Source organism: Streptomyces sp. NPDC026672 (genome assembly GCF_040638185.1).
Classification (GTDB): domain Bacteria; phylum Actinomycetota; class Actinomycetes; order Streptomycetales; family Streptomycetaceae; genus Streptomyces.
In genome coordinates this window covers 102698-122666 of the sequence record NZ_JBEZXS010000027.1, presented here as the reverse complement: position 1 = coordinate 122666, position 19969 = coordinate 102698, and the positions used below count along the sequence as shown (strand labels likewise).

Sequence of the window (19969 nt, the reverse complement as noted above, 5' to 3'; positions counted from 1 at the left end):
CGACGACCCGACAGGTCACGACTCCCACGGAATCACCACTGCTATCCCCGACCAGCGGAAACGCACCGATCACGCCCGAAAAGACAACAGCTTCTAAGCCAGGTCAGGAGAGCTTGATCGCGTTCGGGACGAAGAGGTCGTGGGTTCAAATCCCGCCACCCCGACAGCTGTAACACCAGGTGAGGCACCTAGGAACGTTCCTAGGTGCCTCACCTGATTTCGTGTGCGTGTCTATCTGCGTAATACCGCTCCGGGCCCCGCTTGAAGATGCCGTCCGTGACCACGACGCCGGTCTGGATCACGGGCCGGATCTGCCTCCGGTAGACCTCCTCGGTGACCGCCGTACCCGAGTGCCCGACGAGTCGGGAGTTCTCCTCCAGCGGGACGCCCCGGTCGGAGAGCAGCGACACAAAGCTGTGCCGGAGCTCCCGGGGGTCCACTCGGCGGCATCGACCCCGTCGACGTCCTTGAGCGCACGGCGGACGTTGGCGGCGTCGAGCGGCTTGCCCACGGCCGAGGAGAAGACGAGGCCGTGTTCCTCCCAGGCATCATCGGCGGCGAGCCGATCCCAGGCCTGATCCTCGAACTGCCGCCAGAGAGCTTCGACGCAGCACACCGGCAGGACCAGAGTGCGCCGGGACCATCAGTTTGAGACGAAGAGGTCTCCCCAGACGCGTGCCGGATCCTACTGAGAACCACGAGGAACACCGGGGGCCAACGGACCCACCCCAGACGTCGACATCCATCCACTACAGGTCAGCCCTGCAGCGACCCTTGATCACCTCAACTTCCCAAACTGACGCCCGAGCATCGCAGTCATCAGCTGGCCGTCATGGCTTGCTCTAGTCGCCGGCCTCACTAGCGTGGCTGAGGCCGGGTTCAGCTAGACACACGCACGACTGATCAGTCGACGACCCCGTCGTCGTGACTGATATACGGACGACGAGGCGGGCGCGGTTGAGTTGCCAGCAACTTGACCGGGCCTCGAAGCCCCAGCTCAGCGCCGCGATCCCCGCCTCTCTACCAAAGTCGGCGCCCACCTTTCCGGTCGACATCCCCGCCTCCCAGCTGGCCCGCCTCGACGAGGCCGGCGCGATCGAGCTCGGCGCCCCGCACGACCTGCTCGCCGGTGACCACATCCGCAGGGTGACCGCGGGCGAACTGAAGATCGAGACTCGCCGCTGACGTCCGGGGCCGGGGCCCGCGGTGTGTGGCGCGCGAGCGCCGCGATCGATCACAGCAGGTCGGTCACAGCAGGTCGGTCAACGCCGCCTGGAACGTGTCCACTTCGCGCTGGAGGTAGGGGGACACGTCGGTCAGCATGGCAACGGTCTCGTTCAGGTGGCGGGCCCAGTCCGGGGCGGACCTCCACACCGGTTCCTTCCGGGTGAGGACCGCCGACAGGAGGTCGTCGTACCAGCCGGTGGGGCCTCCTCCGGGGCGGGCTTCGACGGGGCGCTTCCTCAGCGTGTGCACGCCGCGGACCAGAGACGTGCTGGCACCCGGTGGTTCGGGCCACCCGACTCCCTCCAGGTCCTCGACCGACTTCGCCTTGTCCACGACATCCGAAAGCACGATGTCTCCACATGCGCCTGCACCGCTTTGTCAGTTCGCCCCGATCGAATGCAGGAATCCGTTGAGACGATCAAGCTCACCGATGACGTCCTTGCGCTTCTTGAGCAGCACGTCCAGAGCCCGGTCAGTCAGCGAGTCCGGTGATTCTCGATCTCCCGATCCGGCCCACGAGGTCGTCGGTGAGCGGATACGGCCGTTCGACGGGCAACAGTCCACGGGCCGTCTCGATGTCGCCCGCGCTCACCGCCGCGTGCACCTCGTGGGCGAGCGGCGTCACGTCCCGGACCGCGGTGATCCAGTCATCCACGTACCGGTCCACTGCCTCTCCCGACAGCCCGATCTGGATGGCGCGGTGGGACAACGGGTTCAGCCCGAGGTCACGCTCGGGGTCCCACTGGACCCGGACCGGGCTGGTGCGCAGTGCCTGACGCCAAGCGTCCTCGGTGGCGTGGTGAGTACGGTCGAAATGGCTGAGACAGGCGTTGGCGAGGGCCCATTCGAAGCCCTCCCTGGTGATCTCGATGGCAAGCACCCGCTCCTGGTCGGGCTTGGTCGCCCAACCACAGCGGTACATCATCCAGAGGAAGGACGGCTTGATCCATGTCATGCGGGACCGTTTGAACGGATCCACGAAGGTGCCTCGACGAAGGGCGGGCTCGGCGATCCGGTCCCCGTATGCCTGATAAACCGTGAGGACCTCGTCATCGAACACCGCGCGGATCTGACGCGAGGGCGGCGTGCCGCTCATGCGGACCGTTCCCGCGCCCAGGCGTCGGACCCGCTCACCACGGGGTCGGCGACGGACCGTGCACCACAGGTATAGAGCAGCCAGCGCAATTCCTCCCAGGAGAAGAACGGCTCCCCCCAGGTGTCCAGCCACAGGTTCAGCCGGCCTCTGTCGTCGGCGGAACGTGTGAGGTCCCAGAACGCCCAGCCCCTGGCCTCCAGTTCGGGATCGAACCGGGAAAGCCAGTCCTGGAGCTCCCAGGGTCCGTCACCGGTGCGTTCCGTGTAACGCGCCCGCCCCTCACTGGCGAACACCTCGACGTCCCCGCCCCCACAAACCTGGACGAACCAGTCCGGGATCATGCCCACGGGCACATCGCCTTCGTCGAAATCCGCCTCCGCGGCCAGCGCGAACACAGCCGCGAAAACCTGGCGCAGCCTGTCGGCATATACCTGCGGATCACCATTCGGGGTCACTGTGACATGGGCGAGGACAGGTACGTCGGGGTCAATTTCCGGCCGCCCGGAAACCCGCGCAAATTCCTGCTCCACACCCTCGATCTCGTGCAGCACATTTCCCACTTTCATTCAAAATCCTGCACGATTCTACCAGAACCGGGAATGATGACTTTCCGCATTTTCTCGATCACGTCGCCGGGCAAACCGTACAGGTCAGGACCCATCGTGGGGTCCGAAATCTCCGGGTAGTACTTCTTCAGCTGCTTCCATTCCTGCTTCGTGAAGCCCAACCCGTCCGGTTGCTTCTGCGGCACCGCTTCGCGGCGTATGTCTTCGACAAAACCCTTTGGCACTTCGAATGAGACGATCTGGCCCCCGTCGCCACGGAATTCAATCGTATGCTTGATGTCACCGCTCATGTTGACGTAGAGCTGGTTGTTTCCAGTGACGGTGACATTGCCGTTCTCGTCCACGTGCACCCGCTGGCTGAGCGGGTGCTGCGTCTGTTTGCGGTAGACCGTGACGGTGCACTGGTCCGGTGCCAGGCCCAGATGGTCGGACCATGTGAGCGGGTTGCGCACGTACGCGGCGGGATTGGGCGCGGGGGCAAGGCCCAGGGGATCGGGCGACAGATACCGTGCGCTCTCGGGGTCGTACGTGCGGAAGACATTGTGGTGCAGCCCCGATTCGGGATCGAAGTACTGGCCCGGAAAACGCAGCGGCGTGTAGGCGCTCGCATCCCGGTTCCAGGTCGTCAGCCCCCACAGTGTCGTGCGTGTCCGCCAGGCGATGGCCCCACGTTCGTCGACGAGTTCGGTGGGGGTACCCACCAGATCCGTGACAACGGCGAAGAAGCGGCTGTCGATCTCCTCCTGGGACGCGGACAGCAGGCGTTCCCTCTGTGCCACCGGATGGAGATCCCGATGGTCCCAGGTGAGGACGACCGCGCCCGGACTCTCCCGGGAGACCGTGGTCTGCTCACACAGGACCGAACCCTCCCAGGTGAAAAGGGTCTCCTCCACGACCTCGCCATCAACGGACAGCCGTTGCTTGGAGGTGCGACGCCCCAGCGGGTCGTAGAGGTACCGCCACACGGTGCCGTCGGGTGTCGTCAGACCGGTCAGCCGGTCCTCGGCGTCCCAGGTGAAGCGCCAGGTGTCCGGCTTGCGGGACAATCGGTCCTTGCGGCGCAGTGTGACGCGGCCCTGTGCGTCGTACTCGTAGTGCAGCCTTCCCGCCGAGACCAATCCGTTCCGGTCATATGTGCGGCGTCCGGTGGCCGCCGCGGCGTCGGGGTGAAAATCCGGCCACGAGGCTTCGGTCTGGTTCCCGGCGGCGTCGTAGGTGTACGTCTCCTCCCAGTCGGAAGCCGTCACAGCAGTGGCCCGGCCGACCGCGTCCAGGGTGAAGTCGCGACGCTCCCCGCCGGTCTCCACAGCCACCAGATGGCCGTCCGGGCGATATTGGTAACCACGCTGCCGCAGGACATGGCCGTCCGGACCGGTGAGCCATTGCTCGACCGGCCGGCCCAAGACGTCCAGGTCGTGCGAGAGGGTCACCGGGCCGAAGATGCGGGCCAGTTCCCTGCCCGCGCCGTCATTCCGGAACGTGAGTGTGTGCCCCGACGCCATCAAACCGGCCGGCGCGCCCACCAGGTCGTAGCTCAACTCGCTCACGGCACCCGTGGGCGTCGTGCGGCGTGTGACACGGCCGAGTTCGTCGTAGTCGAAGGTCAGCGCGCGGCCGTCGACGGTCTCCGACCGCAGCAGGCCCGACCGGTCACGAAGGCGGGTCAGTGTCACGTCCGGACCGCTCGCGCGCGTCAGCTCGCCGAAGAAGTCGTACTCGTACGACGTGACGGCCCCGCCCACGTCCTTGCGGGCGAGCTGTCCGATGGCGGTATAGGCGTAGTGCACCGTCTGGCCGGCCGCATTGGTGCGGGCGGTCAGTTGACCCGCCGGGTCGTAGGCGTAGTGCAGCGTCCTGCCGTCGAAGTCGGTCTCGGACGTGAGTCGGCCACTGGGATCGTAGGTGTACATCCACGTCAGACCTCGGGGGTCGACGACACGTCGCAATCGCAGATCGATGTCGTGATCGAACTCGAAACGGGCGCCGTCCGGTTCCGTCCGTGCCGTCAGACGGTCGAAGGCACCGTACTCGTACGATGTCCGGGCGCCGTCGGGGCCGACATGGGCGAGTACGTTCCCCTCACCGTCGTACGCCCACTCGTGTGCGCCGCCATCGGGATCCGTCCGGCGCAACAGACGTCCCTCCGCACTCCACGTCAGACGAGTGGTCTCGCCCAGTGGGCCGGTGACGGACACGGGTCGGCCGAAGGCATCGTAGGTGTGACGGGTGACACCACCGGACGGGGCCACGGTCTCGACCGGCAGACCGGCCTCGTTGCACCTGATTCGTGTGGTGCGGCCCGCCGGGTCGGTCGTCGACGCCACGTGCCCACGGGGGTCATAGGTGAACCCGAACGTGCCGGACGGGCCGGTGACCGACGTGAGGTTGCCCCGCTCGTCATACTCCCGCCTGACTCTCGACCCGTCGGGTCGCGTCACCAGAACGGGCAGCCCGAGAACGTTGTACTCCACGGTCGTGCTCCGGCCGTCCGGACGCGTGACCACGGTGACCCGGCCCTCGCCGTCGTACTCGACCGCCGTGGTCCGTCCCAGCGGATCGGTCCGGCGCACCAACCGGTTGAACCCGTCACGCGCGAAGTACGTCGTCGCACCGTTCGCATCGGTCTCGGAGACGACGTGCGCCCGGGTGTCGATGCCGTACCGACGCACGTGACCGAGGCCGCTCTGGACGGTGGTCGTCCCCTCCTCGTAGCGGAAACGGGAGTTGACGTGCCCTTCGCTACCGGACTGGCTGACGCAACGATGCCGTTCGTCATAGACGTAGTCGAAACAGTGACCGTTCGTGTCCGTCCACGACACGATGCGGGCCTCGTCGTCGTATCCGAAACGCAACGGTTTGCCTGAGGAGTTGACGACCTCGGTGAGGTGACCGTCACGGTACCCGTAGTCCAGGATCCGGGTTCCGTCGGCGAGGGACAACGACGCGATCCGGCCCTGCCGGACGGTGATCCGGACCTCGTACCCGCCGCTGTGCCGGATACCGGTCGGCACCCCGTCACCGTCGTAGTCGTAGGCGATCCATCCCCCGTTGCGATCATCCACCTGCACGAGACGGCCGTCGTCGGTGAAGTGCCTGACGTGGCCGGACTCCGGGTCGGTGACGGTGAACCCGTCGGGTGTCCGCACGAGGGGCCGACGCCGACCGTGAGCGGGCAACACCGGAACTTCCGGTGCCGGATGCGGGTAGGTCTGGATGCTGCCGTCCTCAGCGACGAGCACCACACCCTGTACGTCGATCTCCAACCGCTGATCGAGGGTGCTCGCCCAGGAAATCCCGAACCATCGCCCGGCCCGATACGAGGATTCGAAGGTACGAGTGAACACCAGCGGTAGCGAACCCGGCATGGCGAGATCCGTCTGCGCGAGGATCATGCGGCCGGTGGCTACGTCGACGGGATCGTCGACGCAGACCTTGTCCTTCTCCACCCGGGCGACGGCTTGGGGTTCCCTTTCGGCCGCCGCACGCGCCTCACGCCGGACTCCGGCCTCGGCTCCTTCTTCAAGACCGTTCTTCAAACCCGTACGCAGGCCGAGTCGCAGCCCGCCCCGTGCCAGCCCCGCGCCCTTGGTGCCGATCAGCTCCGGGATGAGGCGGCCGACGAACTCGGACGGGTCCTTCTTGAAGCCGTCCACCGCGGCCTGGACGACCCGCTCCGGGTGGGCCGCCGTCGAGACCAGGCCGGACAGTGTCATGCTGACGTTCTGCAGGTAGTCGGCCGGATGGGTCAGGTTGTAGGGGTCGGTGGGGTTCAGGCCGCGGGCGAAGTTCAGCAGGCCCGCCGTGCCCTTCAGCGCGCCCCCTACGACATGGGTGAGCTCGGTGTTGACGGCCTGGTAGCCGTCGACGAAGTCGCTGCCCAGCCGCTCCAGCGGCGGTGGCTCGGCCGGAGCGTGCGCCAGGGCCGCCTTCACCTTGCCCTGGGCCTCGGACCCGGCGGTGTTGCGCTGCTTGCGGGCCTCGGCGAGCTTCTCGGCGGCCGCCTTGATGTCGGCCTTGCCGGGGTCCTCGAACGGCTCGGGCTTCGGGCCCGGGTCCTCGTTCGCCTTGATCTTCGCGTTGTAGGCGTCGACCTTGTTGTTGTACGCGTCGGTCGCGTCCTTGGACGCCTTCACGCCCTTCTTGTACAGCTCGACGGCTTCCTTGGCCTGGCCCTGCGCCCACTTGACGGTGCCCGCGTACGACTCCAGCGCACCCGCCGCCGCCTCGCACGCGTCCGCCGCCTGCGCCCACTTGGCGGGATGCACCCCGAACTTCTTGCGGAAGGCGTCCCCGCCCTCGCCCGTCCAGCCCGCGGAGTCGACCTTCTTCAGACCCGAACCCACCTTGTCGAAAGCGCTGTTGAAGTCCCGCAGGTGCTTCGCGCTCTCAAGGATGCGGTCCGGTTTGCCGTGGACGAGTTCATCGGGCTCCTCGGTCTGCCCGAGCTGCTGCTCCCCCGGGGTGGCCCCCAGGTCGGAGGCGACCTCGTCGCCCCAGTCCTCCACGCTGTCGGCCCAGTCGTGCGCACCGACGTGGTCCAGTCCCTCGCCCACCTTGTCGGTGGCCCAGTCGACACCTTCGCCGACCTTCTTCCGGCCCGCGTCGTAGAGGTCCTCGGCACCGCCCAGCAGCGAGTTGGTCAGATCACCGAGCCCCATCAGCCCTCACCGCCCCGCTCCCCGGCGGCGTCCGTGCCCCCGGCGCCGTCGGCGGCCTCCGCCCGGGCTTCGGGGGACGGGCCGAAGGTGTCGTCGAGGAACTGGTCGTACTGCTGGTCCGAGACCCCCAGCGCACCGTGCAGGTTCTCGGGGTTGAGACCCGCGGGGCCGAGGGTGTGCGAGGTCATCACGTCCCGCCCGGCGTCCTTCCAGCCCTGCTCGCTGTTGGCCATGGCACGGTCGAAGGACTCCTTGCTGTAGTCCACGTCGCCCCCGTACACACCGGACGTCGCGATGTCGCCCCAGCCCATCTTCTCGACGTCCTCCTCCGAGGCGTACGGATTGCCGATGGCGGCGTTGGTGACGACCTTGAAGGTGCCCTCGACGTACTTGTCGTTCTCGTAGTACGTGCCCGCCGCCAGCCCCGTCTTCACTGCGAAGCCGTTGCCCTCGGCGATCAGCGCCCGGACCCCCCACTCCCAGCGCTCGCAGAAGGACGTGAACTCCCCCATCAGCCCGTCGTGGCCCAGTTCGAGCCCGGACAGGGCGATGCCGCTGAAGCCGCGCCCGGCCCCGGCCTCGCCCACCATCCCGAGTTCCTTCAGCTCCCCCAGCGCCTCGGTCAGTCCCTTGGCGATCAGGCCGAGACCGGCCGTCCTCAGGTCCTCGCCGCCGTCGGTCATCCCGCATCCCCCGTCCAGGCGTCCGCGTCCACGTCGAAGTCCAGCGCCACCCCGTCCGGCACGATCCCCCGCACCGGCGGGAACACCACACCGTCCGCACCGTCCGCGCAGTCCAGCGCCACCCCGCACGGCACCCCGGCCGCCGGCACCGCCACGTCCAGCAGACGCGCGCCCAGGACCGTCTGGTACGTCCACTCCCGCGCCGCCCCACCGCGCGCGACCGCGTAACGGGCCAACGCCGCCTCGTCCGAGAACGCCAGGAGGAAACGGATGCCGTTCAAGTCGGCCGTCAGCAGACCACGTTCGGAATCCGGGCCGGGGCCCTCACCCAGCGGGACGAGCACCGGCGTGCGACGGAACTCACCGAGGAGAGCGGCGAACTCCCGTCTGCGCGACCTGACTTCGTCGACTCTGCCGGCCTCGTTCGCCGCCTCGTCGACCGTGTCGACCGCTTCGGTCTCCCGGCCGGGGTCCGGAAGTGACGGCGACGGTGACGGCGGCCCCGTCTCCACGTAGTCGTACAACCGCGACCTCACGACGTCGCCCCGAGGCGACTCGTCCGTTCCGCCCCCGTGTTCAGACATACGGCCCATCATCACCACCGCGCCGAGAAGCGACAACCCTGGCACGCTCCGTCCGGCTCCATCCGGCTCGGTTCGGTGTGTGGGCGTGGGCGCGACGGGTGCGGCGGGCGTGAGCTGTGTGCTCGGCGCGCCGCCGCACCCGTACCCCCGTGATCACCGGGCCGCTGTGCCCCGGTCCTTCGTCACCACCGGGCCCCCGTGCCCCGGTCCCTCGTCACCACCGGCCCCCGTGGCCTGGCCCCCCGTGGTTCCCTGGTGCTTCCCCTGTCGACCCCCCAGGTCAGACGATGTTCAAAGACGCGTTCTCGTTCTTCAGTTGGGAGTTGAGGTTCTTGATCTCGCCGGGGGCGAAGCTCTGGTAGGGGCCGCCGTAGCCGGAGTTGTAGTAGACGCGGACGGTGCTTCCGAGGGTGTTGGAGCCGGCCGCCGCGTTGTTCTTCACCGGCTGGCCGCTGCCGCTGCCGTTGTCGCAGTAGCCGAGGTCGTTGGTGATCAGGTCCCGGGCGTCGAACACGTAGTTGTAGTACGTCGTGCCGTTGCCGGACGGGCCTCCCGCGAGGTCGGGGAGGTCCCGGTTGGCGACGAAGCAGGAGCTGGCGAAGATCGCGCCGGCCTGGGAGTTGTAGAACAGGGTGAAGCAGCGGTTGTTGCCCGACGCCGAGCACTCGTCGGAGGAGTAGTTCGCCGCCGAGGCGGACGGAGCGGCCAGGCCGACGGCCGCGACGGCGGCGATCGTCGTCGTGACCGTGGCGCTGAGAGCGCGGGTGAGCGAACGCATGGACCTTCCCTCTCTACCGGTACCGGGCGGCCTTCTTCACGACCGCCTCGTTCTTCGTCCTCAGCTCGTCGAGTGCGAGCCGGTTCTTCTCCAGGGCCGCCTTCTGCAGGCCGGACTCGGCCTCGAAGTTGACGCGGACCAGGTCTGTGGACTCCTTGCAGGCCACGTCGGCCACGGCCATGGGCAGGCCGTCGTCGGGGAACCCCGCGGCGCTGGCCCGGTTCAGGGCCTCCAGCGGTGTGGCCGCCTCGAAGCCCTTCGCCCGCATGCAGGCGGACCACTTCTTGTCGACGGCCATGACCGCGGGGTCCGTGCGGGACTGCTCGAAGCTGTCCGTGTTGATCTTGGCCGGGAGGTTCTCGTCGAAGCGGCCGATCTCCCGTTCCGACAGTCCGGCGCAGCCGCCCCGCGGGATCGGGCGGCCCTCGTAGGTGGCCGGGACGGGCTTCCCCCGGGGGACCGAGAGGTCGTACACCAGGTTCTCGGCCGCGCCCTTCACCTCGTACGGGGTCGCGGGGCCGTGGGGTTCGGGCGGCGGCCGGTACCCGTACCGTCTCGCCTCGTCGGGATCGGTGAGGCCGTAACGGCGTTTCATGTTCGCCGCGTTGTAGCCGACCGAGGGCGGATGCAGGCCGGGCCGCGGCGGGTCGAAGCGCAGCCCGAACCCGGACATGCACGTCCGCTGCACCGCGAGCTGCGCCCGCTGGATCTCCACGAGCTGCGGATAGGTCTCCAGGTACGGTTCGACCGGCAGCGCGAGCCCCTTGGCGAGCCCCGCGCCGACGACCGCCTCGGGCCAGTCGCTCCGGTCCGCCTCGGCCGCGCCCCCACCGCGCCGCACGTCCGCCGACGGCGCGGCGGACCCTGCCGTGTCGCACGCCGTCAGCAGCAGGCACAGCGTCGCCCCGGCGGCGACGGCCACGGCCCTCGTCCTCATCGCGCCGCCGTCGCCTTCCCGGCCCGGCGGACCCGGGCCGGGGCGAACGCGTCGATGGTCCCGGCGCCCTGCCCCGGGGTGTCGTTCCAGCCGCGGACCCGGGCGGCCAGGGCGGACAGCCGCGCGTCCCCGGGCGGTACGTCGATCTGGAAGTGGGACTCCTTGACCGGCTTCAGGTCACCGCCCCAGGCGACGACACCGGCGCAGTCGGCGAGGATGTCGCGCACCACGGTGCGCTCCTGCTCCGACATGCCCGTGTCCCGCTGCGCGCCGAGCGGATAGAAGAGGGGACGGATCGTGACGGCCGTCCCGGAGAGACGGTTCGACTCGAAGGCCGCGCCCGTGTGCCGGTCGGTGGTGTGCCCCTGGACGTCGCCGGGCCGCAGCATGTCGATCTCGTAGGTGAACCTGCGGGCCACGTAGAGCAGCACGGTGGCCACGTCGCCGTCGAGCAGGGGCACCTCGACGCCGCAGGCGCCCTCGACCCGGTGGCTCGGGGCGTCGTCGACGACGGGCCAGCCGTTGGCGGTGGTGCCGCTCCGCCACGTTCGGCCGGCGGCGCTCGCCGTCGTGGTGCCGCCGTCCCAGAGGGCCGCGCCGGCGACGAGGCCGGCGCCCAGGCCGAGAGCGCGGCGGCGGGTGAGCGCGGTGCTGGGCGCATCGCTCATGATGCGTCTCCCTTCCGGTGGTGCCCGGCCACCGCCGCGATCGCGCAGACGACGGTCAGGCTGATGCTGATGAGGAGCAGGGGGTCGACCCAGGGCGCGACGAGCTCGTACGTGCGTCCGTCGTCCCAGCGGCAGGTGGCGTGGGGCGGGAGGAAGCCGTAGTCGAAGCGGTCCCAGTCGGGCCGGGGCCAGGAGGGCGGGTCACACATGCGGGCCGGGTCGGCGAACACGACGTCGACCGCGCCGGACACATAGCTCAGGACTCCCACGACGACACCCGCGACGGCGATGCTGCGCAGGCGTCTTCCGGTGCGGAACCTGAGACATGTCGAGCCGAGCACGACGATAACCGCGGCGATGACCCAGCTGCTCATTCAGGTCGCCCTGCGGAAGAGTTCCCGGTGGTTGGCGAGGAGCTTCGCGCGGCTGCGGGCCTCCATTCCCGCGCGGGAGGCGAGGCTGTCCGCGAAGCCCCGGCAGTACTCCCTCAGCTGGTCCGGCGGGAACAGGTTGGGCAGGACGACGGCCGCTCCGGCCGTGCTGATCACGAGCTTCGTGCGGCCGACGGCGATGAGGTTGTTCGGCGTCGTGAGGACGTCGAACGCGGCGTCGGTGGCCACCGTCGTCGAGCCGCCGAACCGCTCGGTGAGGTAGTCCCGGAAGCGGGTCACTCCACCGGTCTTCTCATAGTGGTCGCGGATCGCCGTGTTGATGGGCACCTTGTCCACCCGCATCCGCTGGGCCAGGAGGAATCCGTCGACGTCCTCCAGGAGGTCGCCGAAGCCGAAGGAGGAGGTCACCTCGGGCTTGCCGAGGCGTTCGGTGCAGTAGGTGTGGCCGGAGGCGTAGGAGTCGCTGTCGCGGCGCCACTCGCCGTAGAACGTCATGAGGTCTCCGGCCCAGCCGGCGACGTCGCCCTCGTTGGCCGTGCCGAGGTCGTCCGCCGGGGGCCGGGCCAGGTGTCCGCCCGCGGTGGCCAGCATGTGCTGGGGACCCATGACCTGGCCCGTGAACGGGTCGGTGAAGTCGGACCTCAGCTCGGCGCCGTGGTCCTTCGCATAGTTGATGAACGACCGGTCGACGTCGCCGACGAGGAGTTTCCAGTCCAGTCCCGCGTACCGGAGCTGGCGGTAGAAGTCGCAGACGAGCCGGTTCGGATCGCCCTGGCCGTAGCTCTCGGCCAGGTTGTACAGCTGGTCGATGTCGGCGATGAGGTCGCCGGCGGGCGACACGGTCCGGTTGACGTCCCACTGGCCGTCGTCGGACCCCGGCCGGTGCACGTCGCGGTCCAGGGCGAACGTGTCGCTGCCGTTGGTGACCTGGTACTCCTTGATCTGGTTGAAGGACCAGTTCAGCGGCAGCGGGAAGCCGAGGTTGCCGGAGAACCCCCAGGACATGCCGGACACGAAGGAGTACGCGGCGTAGGTCTCCTGCGTCACCTGCGCGCACACGTTGCGCGAGCCGTACACGCCGTGGAGGTAGCGCTTGCCCTTGGATGCCAGGCCCGAGGTCACGCCCTGGAAGTAGTCCAGGATCTGGGGCATGTCCTCGACCGTGGCGTCGTAGTCGACGGCGAAGTAGATGACGGTGCCCCGGTTGAAGCCGAAGTGCACGGCCTGGTCGTGGGCCAGCCGGCCGTGGGCGTAGCCGTTGCCCCACTTGTACTCGGCCAGGCTGCGGCCGTTGTCCTGGAAGATCGGGAAGACCTTGAGCCCGCTGCCGAAGATGTCCTCCAGCTCACCCTCTTCGAGCATCTTCGAACCGCCGCCGCCGGACGCCTCGTTGAGGTACCTGCCGACGTAGCGGTAGCCGTCGGCGTACATGCGCGCGCCGCGTGACGGGGTGATCGTGTAGGCGGTGTCGGAGGCGTCGGCCGGGCGGTCGGGGTCGCCCATGGAGACGAGGAGCTGGGCCCAGGTCTGGTAGTCGCCCCGGCCGGAGACCGGGGACGGGAAGGCGGAGAACTCCTGGAAGCCCCGCACCCAGCCCTCGACGTCCGAGTCCCAGCCGTCGGTGAAGTGGGTCCGCTGGTCGTCCTCGGGCGCGCTCGGCACGGGTTCGTTGAACACGCAGGCGGCGGAGAACAGTTGCATGAAGATGCCCGACGAACCCGGTCCGACGGTGTGGGACCTGAGGCCGGCCTTGGTGCCGTCGCCGAAGTTGCCGGTCGCCTGGTCCTCCGGGATGCCCAGTTCGAGCTGGATGGCCTTCATCAGCGCCTGCTGGACGTCACGGGAGTAGTGCCCGTCGGCGGGTCCGACGGAGAAGTTGCTGCGGGACCAGTAACGCCCGTTGAGCCACTGCTGGATGGACCTCACCTTGTCGGTGCCGCCGGCGAGCACGACGTACGCGTCCATGTTGAGGATCGCCTTGAAGACCTTGGCCTGGACGACTCCGCCGTCCTGGGCGAGGCCCATGTTGCCCTTCAACTGGTCGACGGAGGAGGCCGCCACGGGGTCGTAGGACTCGACGCCTGTGTCGCCTCCCCAGTAGCCCTTGCAGAACAGGCCGTGCCTCAGGATCGTGACGATGTTCTTGTTCTTGTTCCAGCCGATGCCGATGGTGCCGAGGGCGGCGAGCTTGGAGAGCGTGCCGGCGCCGAAGTTGGCGACGACGGGGCTGATCCCCAGCTCGCGCTGGAGGCCCATGGTGAGGCTGTACATGGTGGCCCAGCCGGTGCGGCCGTCCTCGGGGCACCGCACGTAGCCGGACACGGTGCCGTAGGTGGCGTTCACCCATTTCTGGGCAGCAAGAACCTTCTCGTCGGCCATGGAGCGGCTCTCCTTCAGCAGGCGGAGTTCACGAGGAAACGCGTACGGGAGCGGACGGGCGCGACAGTGCGGCCCCGTCCGGGGAGAGTGCTGGGTGCGAGTGCTGCGTGCGAGTGCTGCGTGCGAGTGCCGGACCGTCCGGCGTCAGGGGTGCCGCGACGGGCGGAGGACCGGGGGCGGGGCCGATCCCGCGGAGACGGGCGGCACGGTGCCCGGCACGACGACGCTTCCCCCCAAGGCGACGACCCCCCGTCGTTGATGAGCCTGTGCGGCGGGCCCACCGGGCCGCCTTACCGGTGGGTCACTATAGGCATGGACCAATCTTGTCGATCAAGGACGTTTTCCGAACCGAGCCAGAAGTGGCCGGAAAGCGGCGACCCTCCGCGTGCGGTCCCCGGTCGGCCGATTTCCCTGGAGAGCTGGGGAATTGACGCCCGATGCCGTCGGGGGGCGGTGGGCGCGAGGCGTATGGATCAAGCCGTTTCGGCCGTCCGCCTAGTCGGCGACGAGGTCCTCGGGCCGTGAACGGGCCAGTGCCGTCAGGGTCGTCAGGGCCCGGTCGAGGGTGTCGGGGTGCGGGGTCGCCAGGCCCAGGCGCACGGCGTTGGGGGCCTGGTGCGGGGATGCCGTGAACGCCGCCGAGGGGACGACCGCGATGCCCTGGCGGGCGGCGGCGGCCACGAAGGTGTCCGCGCGCCAGGGCGGCGGGAGTTCCCACCAGCAGTGGTAGGAGCGGGGGTCGGTGCGGACGGTGAAGTCCGCGAGGTGACGGGCGGCCAGCCGCTGGCGGTGGGCCGCGTCGCGCTGCTTGGCCTCCGTCAGGGCCCGCAGGGTGCCGGCGCGCTGCCAGCGGTCCATGGCCTCCAGTGCGTAGCCCGCCGGGGTCCAGCCGCCCGAGCGCAGGGCCGCGGTGACGTCGCCGGCCAGGGCGGCGGGGGTGACCGCGAAGCCCACGGTCAGGCCGGGTGCCACCCGCTTGGAGAGGCTGTCGATCAGGACGGTGCGCTCGGGGACGTAGGCGGCGAGCGGCGGGAGGTCGTCGTGCAGGAAGGACCAGACGGCGTCCTCGACGACGGGCAGGCCGAGGCGCAGCAGGACGCCGGCCAGTTCCTCGACGCGGTGCGCGGGCATGGAGAGCGCCAGCGGGTTGTGCAGGCGGGGCTGGACGTAGACGGCGTCGAGGGGGGTCTCGGCGTGCGCCCGTGCCAGGGCCTCGGGGACGAGTCCTGCGCCGTCCAGGGCGAGCGGGACGAGGGTGATGCCGAGCCGGGCGGCGACCGCCTTGACCACGGGGTACGTCAGCTCCTCGACACCGAGCCGGCCGCCGCGCGGGACCAGGGCGGCGAGGGCGGCGGAGACGGCCTGCCGTCCGTTGCCCGCGAAGAGGACGCGCTCGGGGTCGGGGCGCCAGTCGCCCCGGGTCAGCAGGCCGGCAGCCGAGTCGCGGGCCGCGGCGGTGCCGGTCGCGCCGACCGGGCGCAGGGCGCCGGCGAGGGTGTCGGGGCGCAGCAGGCCGGCGAGGCCGTCGGCGAGGAGCGCGCTCTGCCCGGGGACGACCGGGTAGTTGAGCTCCAGGTCGATCCGGCCGGCGGCGGGTTCGGTGAGGGCGGGGGCGACGGCCGGGGCGGTGGCGCGGACGAAGGTGCCGCGGCCCACCTCGCCGACGGTCAGGCCGCGGCGGCCGAGTTCCCGGTAGACGCGCGCGGCCGTGGAGTCGGCGATGCCGTGCCGGCGGGCGAAGTCGCGCTGCGGGGGCAGGCGGTCGCCGGGGCGGAGGGTGCCGGCGGTGATGGAGGCGGCCACCTCGTCGGCGACGTTCCGGTAGTCCTTCGCGGCGTTCATCCCGGCATCACAGCACAGGATTGCACCGAGTGCAATATTCCTTTACGTGCCCTATTGCACCGAGCCACAGGGCTTCCTACGCTGCTGCCCATGGTCGACATCAACGGCCTGCTCGGGGTCGCCGCGGTGGCCCTGGGCATGGTGCTCACGCCCGGACCGAACATGGTCTACCTCGTCTCCCGCAGCGTCACCCAGGGCAGACGCGCCGGAATGATCTCCCTCGGCGGGGTGGCGCTGGGCTTCCTCGTCTATCTGCTCGCCGCGGGCCTCGGCCTGTCGGTGGTCTTCCTCGCGGTGCCGGAGCTGTACGTCGCGGTGAAGCTGGCCGGCGCCGCCTACCTGGCGTACCTCGCCTGGAACGCGCTGCGGCCGGGCGGCGTCTCCGTCTTCGCGCCGCGGCGGGTGCCGTACGACTCGCCGCGCCGGCTGTTCACGATGGGGCTGACGACCAATCTGCTCAACCCCAAGATCGCCCTCATGTACCTGTCGCTCATCCCGCAGTTCGTCGACCTCGACCGGGGGCACGTCCTGCTCCAGGGGCTGGTCCTCGGCTCGGTGCAAATTGCCGTGAGCATCGGCGTCAACCTCGGGATCGTGCTCGCGGCCGGCACGATCTCCGCCTTCCTCTCCCGCCGTCCGTCCTGGCTCAGGGCGCAGCGGTGGCTGATGGGCACGGTGCTCGGCGGCCTCGCGGTCTCGCTCGCCGTCGACGACGGGGTGACGTGACGGCACCGGTGGTCGACGCCCGTACCGGCGCGCAGTTGGAGGACAACCTGGGGAGCTCTGGAGGTCGACTTCACCGCCTCCCGACTGGCCCGCCTCGGCGAGGGGCGCAATCGAGCTCGGCTCCCCGCACAACCTCGTCGCCGGTGACCACATCCGCAGGTTGGTCAACGCCGTCTGGAACGTGTCCACTTCGCGCTGAATGCAGGGCGACACGTCGGTCGGCGTGCCAACGGTCCCGTTCAGGTGGCGGTCCCGATCCGGTGCAGATCTGCGCACCGTCCCCGCCGTAACGCGCCAGTACCCGCTCGTCCGACAGCACGAACACAAAGCGGATACCGCTGAACGACGGAACCCGCAGCACCGGGCGATACAATCCGGGGCGGCTAGGCCGTTTCTGATGGCTCTTGGACGGTGTTGCGGAGCCAGATGACGATCGCGGTGACGGTGAGGGTGCCGTTGAAGATGTAGTCCCGCTTGTCGTAGCGGGTGGCCACCGCGCGGAACTGCTTCCACTTGTTCACGCATCGCTCGACCGCGTTGCGGTGGCGGTACTGGGCCTTGTCGAAGGCCGGGGGCCGGCCGCCGGAGCGTCCGCGGTGGGCCCGTTGGTCGTCGGGCTGCGCGATGGTGGCCTTGATGCCGCGCCGTCGCAGGTAGGCACGGTTGTCCCGGCTGGAGTACGCCTTGTCGCCGCGCACCCGGTCCGGTCGGCTGCGCGGGCGGCCCGCCCCGTGGCGCCGGATGCGTAAGCCGTCCAGCACCGGGGCGAACATCGGGCTGTCACCCCGCTGACCGGGCGAGGTCAGCCAGTGCAGCGGGCGCGCCCGGTCGTCGGAGAGCAGATGGACCTTGCTGGTCAGCCCGCCCCGCGAGCGCCCCAACGCCTCACGCCCATCTGCCTCCTCACGCACCCCGCCCCCTTTTGCGGGTGGTCGGCCGGAGGCCTGCGGGGCGCCCCGGCCGCGTGCTGATGCGCCCGGCAGGAGGTCGAGTCGATGTTCACGGCCCACTCCTGCCGGTCCGCCTGGCGGGCGAGCGTCCCGTCCGGGTCGCCGGCATCCGCCTCGATCTGCAGTTCCTCCAGGACGGCCTTCCAGGTGCCGTCCGCCGACCAGCGACGATGACGCTCGTAGACGGTCTGCCAGGGACCGTACCGTTCCGGCAGATCAGGCCAGGGCACCCCGGTCCGCGCCCGGAACAGCACCCCGTTGATCACCCTGCGGTGATCCGCCCACTGCCCACCCGGCTTCCCGTTACCAGGCAGCAGGGGCTCGATCTTCCGCCACTGCACGTCCGTGAGCTCATGTCGCCGCACCATACGGACGTCCTGCCCGGCCAACCACGAGATCCACCCAGCCCACCAAGAGCCATCAGAAACGGCCTAAGCGGTCACGCCCGTCACTATGCCCAGCAGCGTGAGTGTCAGGAAGGCCGTGCCCCAGGCCAGCGAGTGGCGGATGCACCGGTACTTGGCCCAGGCGATCTGTGACAGGGTCGCCAACTGGTTCAGGTCCCGGGAGACGGGGTCTGTCCGGCCGACCTCTTGCTCCAGATGTGCCACCGATGTCGCCAGCCTCACATCACCGAAGTAGTGCGTTCGGGAGTGGTGGGGGCGCCCGAGCCTCGGGAGCACGGCCAGGCCCAGCAGCGCGAGCGCCGGTGCGCAGGCGGCGCAGCCCACCCAGAGAAGGAGCTGCGGCACCACCGGGTAGTGCCGTGGGGCGATGATGCCGCTGCCGATCGCGCCGAGCAGGGCGGTCAGGGCCGCACCCAGGGATGCCAGCATGAGGCCCGCCTTGTTGTCCGCCCTCACGAGTTCCTCGCGGACCTCGGACAGCAGGGCCCTGGCAAGATCCGCGCCGCGACCGGTTGCCGTGCTGTTGTCCGTTTCCGGGTCGGCGTCGCCTCCGGGCGTAGTCATGTTTCCCCTCCTTGCCGTGGGTGTCAGGCGGCCGCCCCGACGTGCGGGGCGGCCGTGGTGCTGTGTTCCTGGTGCGGGCGGCTGCGTCAGACCGTCGACGAGCGACGGATCTCGTCCTCCAGCGCGTTCACCGCCTGCCGGACCCTGATGTTCATTGCGGCCGTGTGTTCCCTGAACGCCGCCTCCGACTCGGCACGATGGCGCCGCACTTCCTGTTCGACGGTGTCCTGGGCGATCTCGAGGCTCGCCATGGCCCTGCGCTCGGCGATCCGGACCTCCTCGCTGTGGATTTTGACCGCGCTGTTGCTCTCGCTGGTGAGCATCCGGTCGTACGCGGTCTCGCCGCTGAGGTACTTCACCAGAACAGGGAGCACGTCGAGGAGTACGAACAGCAGACGGACCAGCCAAATACCCACGAACAACACCGGGTTCCCGCTCGCGAGCTCGTCGAGCGCCCGCATCCGTTCCAGGACACCGACCTCCTGCTGCTGGGCACGCTCCTGGTCCAGACGCTGCTCAATGCCGTCGGCCCGGGCCTTGAGAAAGGCGCCACGTGACGAGGCCAGGTCGGCCTCGATCTTCGAGATACGGCCGTTCATACCGGCGAGTCGCTTCTCGTTCTCATCGGTACGGTGCGTGGTCCGGTAGTCCTGTGCCTTGTCACGCAGCCGCAGACATTCGGACGTCCGCTGGTACAGGCCGGTGGCAGCGATGCGGACCAGCCGGCGGCACTCGTCCCGCACCTCGGAGTCGATGGCCTCCAGCCTGGTGGTGTCCTGGTCGACCCGCTTCTGCAGGACGCCGGCGTCCGAACGCAGGGCGGCCAATTCTTCGGCCCGTTCGCCGGGTGTCGCGCGGAAGGACAGGACGTACGTCCTGTCGCACCCCTCTGGGACCGTGGTCCGCGTCGCGGACGGCACGGGGTTGCAGCGGACCAGATTCGTCCGCAACTGATCGAGGTCGCCGGTGCGTTCATCCGCGACACGCTCCTCGATGGCCGTCTCGAAGATGCGCAGGACCAGCGGCTCGGCGATTACCGCGCCGAGCAGCAGGGCGATCAGCAGGCGCGTGAGAAGGGGTCCGACCCGTCGGCGCGCGTTCGGCTGAGGTGTGACCAGCCAGCGGTCGAGGTTGAGCACGAACAGCATCCAGATGACCGTCGGGACCAGAGCCACGAAGGAGATCCGGCCCAGCGCCTCGGTTGCGAAGTTCCACATGGAGAACGCCGCGATGACGGAGGTTCCGAGCACCACCCCGCCAAGGGCCGTGTACTTGCTCCGCTCGTACCTGATCCTGGCCAGCAGTTCCTCGTCGACACCCGTCAGGGCACGCAGGCGACGCGCCACGTCGGGGTGGAAGGGACGACGAGACGTACGAATGGCGGTCGCGCCATCGTCGGCGCGGAAAGAGGGATCGTCGGAGGTGTGGGCAGAGAGAGCGCCGGCAGTGCTTCGGCCACCCGAAATGCGCGTGGGGCCCCCGTCGTCCGTGCCCGGGTCGTCCGCCGTACCG

The 19969-nt window shown here is 69.4% G+C and carries 17 protein-coding genes and 1 pseudogene; 2 read left to right on the top strand and 16 right to left on the bottom strand.

Annotation, left to right across the window (positions count from 1 at the left end; translation table 11 throughout):
- Positions 1 to 209: 209 nt before the first annotated feature.
- A pseudogene (locus AB0F77_RS28380) lies at positions 210 to 640 on the bottom strand (tyrosine-type recombinase/integrase); the annotation flags it as partial.
- 284 nt (positions 641 to 924) lie between these two features.
- On the opposite strand from AB0F77_RS28380, the gene AB0F77_RS28375 reads away from it, so the two are divergent.
- Positions 925 to 1185: a hypothetical protein gene (locus tag AB0F77_RS28375; protein WP_361954471.1), complete on the top strand. Its 261-nt coding sequence runs from the start codon at positions 925 to 927 to the stop codon at positions 1183 to 1185.
- A 63-nt stretch (positions 1186 to 1248) separates the two neighbouring features.
- Here the strand turns inward: AB0F77_RS28375 and AB0F77_RS28370 are convergent, their stop codons facing one another.
- The 12 genes from AB0F77_RS28370 to AB0F77_RS28315 form a co-directional block, all read right to left on the bottom strand.
- Positions 1249 to 1575, bottom strand: a complete 327-nt coding sequence (locus tag AB0F77_RS28370) for a hypothetical protein (protein ID WP_361954469.1) — start codon at positions 1573 to 1575, stop codon at positions 1249 to 1251.
- A gap of 124 nt (positions 1576 to 1699) precedes the next feature.
- Positions 1700 to 2323, bottom strand: a complete 624-nt coding sequence (locus AB0F77_RS28365) for a DUF4291 domain-containing protein (RefSeq protein WP_361954467.1) — start codon at positions 2321 to 2323, stop codon at positions 1700 to 1702.
- Positions 2320 to 2874 carry a hypothetical protein gene (locus AB0F77_RS28360; protein ID WP_361954465.1) on the bottom strand — a complete coding sequence of 185 codons (555 nt, stop codon included), beginning with the start codon at positions 2872 to 2874 and terminating at the stop codon, positions 2320 to 2322. Before AB0F77_RS28360 ends, AB0F77_RS28365 begins: the two co-directional genes overlap by 4 nt.
- Before the next feature lie 11 nt (positions 2875 to 2885).
- Positions 2886 to 7547 carry a putative T7SS-secreted protein gene (locus AB0F77_RS28355; protein ID WP_361954463.1) on the bottom strand — a complete coding sequence of 1554 codons (4662 nt, stop codon included), beginning with the start codon at positions 7545 to 7547 and terminating at the stop codon, positions 2886 to 2888.
- Positions 7547 to 8230 (bottom strand): hypothetical protein, encoded by a 684-nt coding sequence (locus tag AB0F77_RS28350; protein WP_361954461.1) that lies wholly within the window; start codon positions 8228 to 8230, stop codon positions 7547 to 7549. Before AB0F77_RS28350 ends, AB0F77_RS28355 begins: the two co-directional genes overlap by 1 nt.
- Positions 8227 to 8814 carry a hypothetical protein gene (locus AB0F77_RS28345; RefSeq protein WP_361954459.1) on the bottom strand — a complete coding sequence of 196 codons (588 nt, stop codon included), beginning with the start codon at positions 8812 to 8814 and terminating at the stop codon, positions 8227 to 8229. Before AB0F77_RS28345 ends, AB0F77_RS28350 begins: the two co-directional genes overlap by 4 nt.
- A gap of 280 nt (positions 8815 to 9094) precedes the next feature.
- Positions 9095 to 9592: a hypothetical protein gene (locus AB0F77_RS28340; protein WP_361954457.1), complete on the bottom strand. Its 498-nt coding sequence runs from the start codon at positions 9590 to 9592 to the stop codon at positions 9095 to 9097.
- 13 nt (positions 9593 to 9605) lie between these two features.
- The gene (locus tag AB0F77_RS28335) at positions 9606 to 10529 is read right to left on the bottom strand and encodes a hypothetical protein (protein ID WP_361954455.1); all 924 of its coding nucleotides are present in this window, start codon (positions 10527 to 10529) and stop codon (positions 9606 to 9608) included.
- The gene (locus tag AB0F77_RS28330) at positions 10526 to 11197 is read right to left on the bottom strand and encodes a hypothetical protein (protein WP_361954453.1); all 672 of its coding nucleotides are present in this window, start codon (positions 11195 to 11197) and stop codon (positions 10526 to 10528) included. The genes AB0F77_RS28335 and AB0F77_RS28330 overlap by 4 nt, the downstream gene beginning before the upstream one ends.
- Entirely contained in the window at positions 11194 to 11571 is a 378-nt protein-coding gene (locus tag AB0F77_RS28325) for a hypothetical protein (protein WP_361954451.1), read from the bottom strand. Before AB0F77_RS28325 ends, AB0F77_RS28330 begins: the two co-directional genes overlap by 4 nt.
- Entirely contained in the window at positions 11572 to 13968 is a 2397-nt protein-coding gene (locus AB0F77_RS28320; RefSeq protein WP_361954449.1) for a glycoside hydrolase domain-containing protein, read from the bottom strand.
- Between the two features lie 495 nt (positions 13969 to 14463).
- Entirely contained in the window at positions 14464 to 15810 is a 1347-nt protein-coding gene (locus AB0F77_RS28315; protein ID WP_361954447.1) for a PLP-dependent aminotransferase family protein, read from the bottom strand.
- 90 nt (positions 15811 to 15900) lie between these two features.
- Here AB0F77_RS28315 and AB0F77_RS28310 point away from each other — a divergent pair, with 90 nt between their 5' ends.
- Entirely contained in the window at positions 15901 to 16536 is a 636-nt protein-coding gene (locus tag AB0F77_RS28310; protein ID WP_361954445.1) for a LysE family translocator, read from the top strand.
- Positions 16537 to 16919: 383 nt separating this feature from the next.
- Here the strand turns inward: AB0F77_RS28310 and AB0F77_RS28305 are convergent.
- The 3 genes from AB0F77_RS28305 to AB0F77_RS28295 form a co-directional block, all read right to left on the bottom strand.
- Positions 16920 to 17851, bottom strand: a protein-coding gene (locus tag AB0F77_RS28305; RefSeq protein ID WP_361954490.1) for an IS5 family transposase whose coding sequence is annotated in 2 segments (ribosomal slippage) — positions 16920 to 17471 and positions 17474 to 17851 — 930 coding nt in all. Because the reading frame shifts where the segments join, the coding sequence is not laid out codon by codon here.
- A 66-nt stretch (positions 17852 to 17917) separates the two neighbouring features.
- Complete coding sequence (locus AB0F77_RS28300) at positions 17918 to 18457, bottom strand: Pycsar system effector family protein (protein WP_361954443.1); 540 nt, start codon at positions 18455 to 18457, stop codon at positions 17918 to 17920.
- A gap of 86 nt (positions 18458 to 18543) precedes the next feature.
- Positions 18544 to 19803: a DUF4407 domain-containing protein gene (locus AB0F77_RS28295; protein ID WP_361954441.1), complete on the bottom strand. Its 1260-nt coding sequence runs from the start codon at positions 19801 to 19803 to the stop codon at positions 18544 to 18546.
- Positions 19804 to 19969 lie beyond the last annotated feature (166 nt).

Bases quoted from the DNA above. Each gene is read 5' to 3' on its own strand.
- AB0F77_RS28355 (WP_361954463.1), bottom strand. From the start codon at position 7,547: ATGGGGCTCGGTGATCTGACCAACTCGCTGCTGGGCGGTGCCGAGGAC.
- AB0F77_RS28320 (WP_361954449.1), bottom strand. From the start codon at position 13,968: ATGGCCGACGAGAAGGTTCTTGCTGCCCAGAAATGGGTGAACGCCACC.
- AB0F77_RS28330 (WP_361954453.1), bottom strand. From the start codon at position 11,197: ATGAGCGATGCGCCCAGCACCGCGCTCACCCGCCGCCGCGCTCTCGGC.
- AB0F77_RS28345 (WP_361954459.1), bottom strand. From the start codon at position 8,814: ATGTCTGAACACGGGGGCGGAACGGACGAGTCGCCTCGGGGCGACGTC.
- AB0F77_RS28300 (WP_361954443.1), bottom strand. From the start codon at position 18,457: ATGACTACGCCCGGAGGCGACGCCGACCCGGAAACGGACAACAGCACG.
- AB0F77_RS28365 (WP_361954467.1), bottom strand. From the start codon at position 2,323: ATGAGCGGCACGCCGCCCTCGCGTCAGATCCGCGCGGTGTTCGATGAC.
- AB0F77_RS28350 (WP_361954461.1), bottom strand. From the start codon at position 8,230: ATGACCGACGGCGGCGAGGACCTGAGGACGGCCGGTCTCGGCCTGATC.
- AB0F77_RS28325 (WP_361954451.1), bottom strand. From the start codon at position 11,571: ATGAGCAGCTGGGTCATCGCCGCGGTTATCGTCGTGCTCGGCTCGACA.
- AB0F77_RS28340 (WP_361954457.1), bottom strand. From the start codon at position 9,592: ATGCGTTCGCTCACCCGCGCTCTCAGCGCCACGGTCACGACGACGATC.
- AB0F77_RS28310 (WP_361954445.1), top strand. From the start codon at position 15,901: ATGGTCGACATCAACGGCCTGCTCGGGGTCGCCGCGGTGGCCCTGGGC.
- AB0F77_RS28335 (WP_361954455.1), bottom strand. From the start codon at position 10,529: ATGAGGACGAGGGCCGTGGCCGTCGCCGCCGGGGCGACGCTGTGCCTG.
- AB0F77_RS28315 (WP_361954447.1), bottom strand. From the start codon at position 15,810: ATGAACGCCGCGAAGGACTACCGGAACGTCGCCGACGAGGTGGCCGCC.